4 protein-coding genes are annotated in these 4,685 nt (G+C 64.1%); 3 read left to right on the top strand and 1 reads right to left on the bottom strand.

Features of this window, described 5'->3' with window-relative positions:
• The 3 genes from purL to grxD form a co-directional block, all read left to right on the top strand.
• Nucleotides 1-2,005: phosphoribosylformylglycinamidine synthase subunit PurL (purL, locus tag ABY403_RS13530; RefSeq protein ID WP_372841358.1), on the top strand; the 2,005-nt coding region annotated here is incomplete at its 5' end.
• 180 nt (nt 2,006-2,185) lie between these two features.
• Nucleotides 2,186-2,428, top strand: a complete 243-nt coding sequence (locus ABY403_RS13525; RefSeq protein ID WP_372841357.1) for a BolA/IbaG family iron-sulfur metabolism protein — start codon at nt 2,186-2,188, stop codon at nt 2,426-2,428.
• A 22-nt stretch (nt 2,429-2,450) separates the two neighbouring features.
• Nucleotides 2,451-2,813 (top strand): Grx4 family monothiol glutaredoxin, encoded by a 363-nt coding sequence (grxD, locus tag ABY403_RS13520; RefSeq protein WP_372841356.1) that lies wholly within the window; start codon nt 2,451-2,453, stop codon nt 2,811-2,813.
• Between the two features lie 53 nt (nt 2,814-2,866).
• On the opposite strand, the gene ABY403_RS13515 is transcribed toward grxD, so the two are convergent.
• Nucleotides 2,867-4,685, bottom strand: a 1,819-nt coding sequence (locus ABY403_RS13515) for an aldehyde dehydrogenase family protein (RefSeq protein ID WP_372841355.1), incomplete at its 5' end; no start/stop codon positions are given.

The following is a 4,685-nucleotide window of genomic DNA, read 5'->3' as shown; positions in this document are numbered from 1 at the left end:
CTCGAAGAAATGGCTGCGCACGCTGCCCACCAGCGGGCCGCAAGTGATCTGCGGGCCGGGCGAAAATGCGGGTGTCGTGGACATTGGCGATGGGCAGGCGGTGATCTTCAAGATGGAGAGCCACAACCACCCGAGCTACATTGAACCGCATCAGGGGGCGGCCACCGGCATTGGCGGGATCTTGCGCGATGTCTTTACCATGGGCGCGCGGCCGATCGCGGCGATGGACAGCCTAAGCTTCGGGATGCCCGAGCACCCCAAGACCGCGCATCTGGTCAAAGGTGTCGTCGAAGGTATCGGTGCCTATGGCAATGCCTTTGGTGTGCCCAACGTCGGCGGCGAGGTGCGCTTTCATCGCAGCTACAACGGCAACTGTCTGGTCAACGCCTTTGCGGCGGGCTTGGCGGATGCCGACAAGATTTTCTATTCCGCCGCCTCGGGCGTTGGCATGCCGGTGGTCTACCTTGGCGCCAAGACCGGGCGCGACGGGGTTGGCGGTGCCACGATGGCCAGCGCCGAGTTTGACGATACCATCGAAGAAAAGCGCCCCACGGTGCAGGTGGGCGACCCTTTCACCGAAAAATGCCTGCTGGAGGCGTGTCTGGAACTGATGGCCTCGGACTCGGTGATCTCGATCCAAGATATGGGTGCGGCAGGGCTGACCTGTTCGGCGGTCGAAATGGGCGACAAGGGCGGGCTGGGCATCAAGCTTGATCTCGACCGGGTGCCAGTGCGCGAAACCGGCATGAGCGCCTATGAGATGATGCTGAGCGAAAGCCAAGAGCGCATGTTGATGGTGCTCAAACCCGAGCGCGAGGCGGATGCGCGGGCGATATTTGAAAAATGGGATCTGGATTTCGCGATCGTCGGTGAAACGATTGCAGAGGATCGGTTCCTGATTCTGCACGGCAACGAAGTGAAAGCCGATCTGCCGCTGTCGAAACTATCTTCAAGCGCGCCCGAATATGACCGGCCTTGGGTTGAAACACCGACACCTGCGCCGCTGGGGCAGATTCCGGCAATTGCCCCGATCGCGGCGCTTCGCGCGCTGATCGGTAGCCCGAGCTATGCGCACAAGGCGTGGGTGTGGGAACAATACGATTGCCAAGTGGGTGCCGATACGGTGCGCCGCCCCGGTTTGGGCGCGGGCGTGGTGCGGGTGCATGGCACCGACAAGGCGCTTGCCTTCACCTCGGACGTGACACCGCGCTATGTGAAGGCCAACCCCTATCAGGGCGGCGCGCAAGCCGTGGCCGAAGCCTATCGCAACCTGACCGCCGCGGGCGCGCTTCCCTTGGCCGCGACCGACAACCTCAACTTCGGCAATCCCGAAAAGCCCGAGATCATGGGCCAGCTGGTGGGTGCGGTGAAGGGTATCGGCGCGGCCTGCCTTGCGCTCGACTTCCCGATCGTTTCGGGCAACGTCTCGCTTTACAACGAAACCGATGGCACGGGGATTCTGCCGACCCCGACCATTGGCGGCGTCGGGCTGATCGCGTCGCTTGACGACATCATCGCAGGGTTGCCCGGCGAGGGCGATGTGGCGCTGGTGATCGGCACCACCGCGGGCCACCTTGGCCAATCGGCGCTGCTGGCCGAGGCCTTCGGGCTTGAGGCTGGCGATGCGCCGCACGTGGACCTTGCCGCCGAGCGCAAGCATGGCGAGTTCCTGCGTGCCAACCGCAAACTGTTGGCCGCCGCCACCGACCTTTCCGATGGCGGGCTGGCGCTGGCGGCCTTTGAGATGGCCGAAGGTGCGGGCTTGGGCGTGGTGCTTGATGCTAGCGACATAGGCCAGCTATTCGGCGAAGATCAGGCGCGCTACCTTGTGGCCGTGCGCCCTGCCGACGTTGCGGCGCTGGAGGCGCAGGCGCGCACTGCGGGGGTTCCCATGGCGCGAGTGGGCAGCTTTGGGGGAAGCGTTGTCAGCCTTGGCGGCGATACCGCCCCGATTGCAGAGCTTTCGGCGCTTTTCCGCACGGCTTTTGCCGCTGCGGTTGGTTGAACCGAGCCGGGCGGGCGGCACCCCGGCCTTGCCGGAGTGCCCGCGCCGCACAAGACGCCGCCACGCCTTTGCTTAAAATACCGCCGCCAGCGGCCGCAATGAGCCGCGCTCTTGTAAAGGCCGCACTTGCGGCGCGGGCGTGGCGGCCCTAAATCTTGACCAACCAGCTAGGAGACGCACATGGCCATTGAAGCCCGCGATATCGAAAACCTGATCCGTGCGCAGTTTCCCCAAGCGCGCATCACGATCACCGACATGGCGGGCGACGGTAAGCATTGGGCTGCCGAGGTCATCGATGCCTCTTTCGTGGGGATGAACCGCGTGCAGCAGCAACGCGCCGTGATGGCTGCCCTCAAAGGCGCGATGGAAGGGCCAAGCGCGCCGCTACATGCGTTGGCGCTGACCACCAAGGCGCCCGAGTAACACCCAACTGCAAGGATATGACATGACCGACGCAGCGAACGCTATTCGCGAAACGATCAAGGCAAACGACGTGGTGCTTTACATGAAAGGCACCAAAGAAATGCCGAAATGCGGCTTTTCCAGCCGCGTGGCGGGCGTACTCAACTTCATGGGCGTCAACTTCAAGGATGTGGACGTTCTTGCCGACGCCGATCTGCGCCAAGGCATCAAGGACTTTTCCGACTGGCCGACGATTCCGCAGCTTTACGTCAAGGGCGAGTTCGTGGGCGGCTGCGACATCGTCACGGAAATGACCCTGACGGGCGAGCTTGACGCGCTGTTTGATGCCAAAGGCGTTGCCTACAGCAAGGATGCCGCCGACAAGATCCGCGAAGCCAACGCCTGAAACATCGGGCACGCCGAAATCGCAATCCGGCAAGCCGCAGGGCTTGCCGGGTGCTAATCGCCGTAAGGCACCCAGATATTCTTGATCTGCGTCGCGCGTTCTAGAAAGCCGCGCCCCTGCGCGCCCGGCCCTTGCCAATCGCGGTTCGCCAAAATCCACGTCGCCTTGAGGTTGCCTGCGCTTTCGATCTCGACCATCGCGGCACCTTCGCGGCTGCCGCAATACCAAAGTGCGGCCACATCATCGTGCTGGGCCAAGGTCTTGGTCAGTTCATCGCGGTTGCCGGTAACGATGTTCACCACGCCGCCCGGCAGATCAGAGGTGTCGAACACGCTGTAAAGGTCTGTCACGGCCAGCGGCATCGACTGCGCCGGAATAGCGATCACGCGGTTGCCCATGGCGATTGCGGGCGCAACGAGGCTGACAAAACCCAACAAGGGCGCTGCATTGGGGCAGGCAATGCCCATCACCCCCCAAGGCTCTGGCATGGCAAGCGTGACATGCGCCGATTTGGTGGAATGCACGGCACCGTCGAACTTGTCGGCCTGTGCCGCGTAGTAGAAAAGCCTGCGGACCGCCGCCTCGGCCTCGGCCCCGTCGCCGCCAGCCTCGGTCAGCCGTGCGGCAAACTCTGCGGCGCGGGCCGCGAGGTTTTCGGCAATGTAATACAGAACCTGCGCGCGGTTGTGGCCGGTGGCCTTGCCCCAGCCGCTGGCCTTGTGCGCGGCCTCGACCGCGTTGCGAATATCTTTGCGGTTGCCAAGTGGCGCGAGGCCCAGCGTTTTGCCGCCCGCCGCAACCGCGTAGGAATAGCCGCCATCGGGGCGCTTTTGCGCGCCGCCGATATAAAGCTTCGCGGTGCGGTCGATGCCCGCCCCTTCGGGCGCGCCCGGCACCGGGCTGCCATTCAGCGCGCCTGCCGCCTCTTCGGGCGCGGCTTTCGGTTCGGCGTGGCGCAGGTAGGCGGCCATGCCCTCGCGCCCGCCTTCGCGGCCAAAGCCGCTTTCACGCATACCGCCAAAGCCCGCCCCTGCGTCGAACAGGTTGGTAGAGTTGACCCAGACCACCCCCGCCTTGATGCGCGATGCAACATCAAGCGCGAGCGAGATATTCTCGCTCCAGATCGAGGCGGCGAGGCCGTAGCGGGTATTATTGGCCAGTTCCACCGCCTCATCCAGCGTGCGAAACGTAGAAAGCGTGGCGATGGGGCCAAAGATTTCTTCAATGGCGACAGGGTTGGCAGGGTGCACGCCGGTCATGAAGCCGGGCGCGAAAAAGCTGCCCTTGGCGGGCAACTGGCATTCGGCCTGCACAAGGCGCGCCCCTGCGGCCTCGCCCTCGGCCACCAGCGCGCGGATGCGGTCAAGTTGCACCGGGTGCACGATGGCGCCGATATCGGTGCATTTGTCCAACGGGTCGCCAAGGCGCAGCTTGGCCAGCCGCGCGGTCAAGCGGGAAACGAAATCATCCTCAACCGCCTCGGCCACCAGTATGCGCGAACCCGCGCAGCAAACTTGCCCCTGATTGAACCAGATCGCATCAACGACGCCTTCAACCGCGGCATCAAGATCGGCGTCGGCAAAAACGACGAAGGGCGATTTGCCGCCAAGTTCCAGCGTCAGCTTTTTCGGGGTGCCAGCCGTAGCACGGCGGATCAGGCGGCCAACCTCGGTCGAGCCGGTGAAGGCGATCTTGTCCACCTTTGCAGCCACCAGCGCCGCGCCGGTTTCACCGTCACCCGTAACGATGTTGACCACGCCCTTGGGCAGGCCCACCTCGGCGCAAATCTCGGCAAAGGCGAGTGCGGTCAGCGGCGTATACTCGGCCGGTTTCAGCACCACGGTGTTGCCCGCCGCCAGTGCCGGCGCGATT

It is taken from the genome of Phaeovulum sp., assembly GCF_041596715.1.
Lineage (GTDB): Bacteria > Pseudomonadota > Alphaproteobacteria > Rhodobacterales > Rhodobacteraceae > UBA6213.
The sequence above is the reverse complement of the archived record's forward strand: the minus strand, read 5'-3'. Positions and strand labels throughout refer to the sequence as shown.

Coding starts and splice junctions, on each gene's coding strand:
- ABY403_RS13525 (WP_372841357.1), top strand. CDS start 2,186: ATGGCCATTGAAGCCCGCGATATCGAAAACCTGATCCGTGCGCAGTTT.
- grxD (WP_372841356.1), top strand. CDS start 2,451: ATGACCGACGCAGCGAACGCTATTCGCGAAACGATCAAGGCAAACGAC.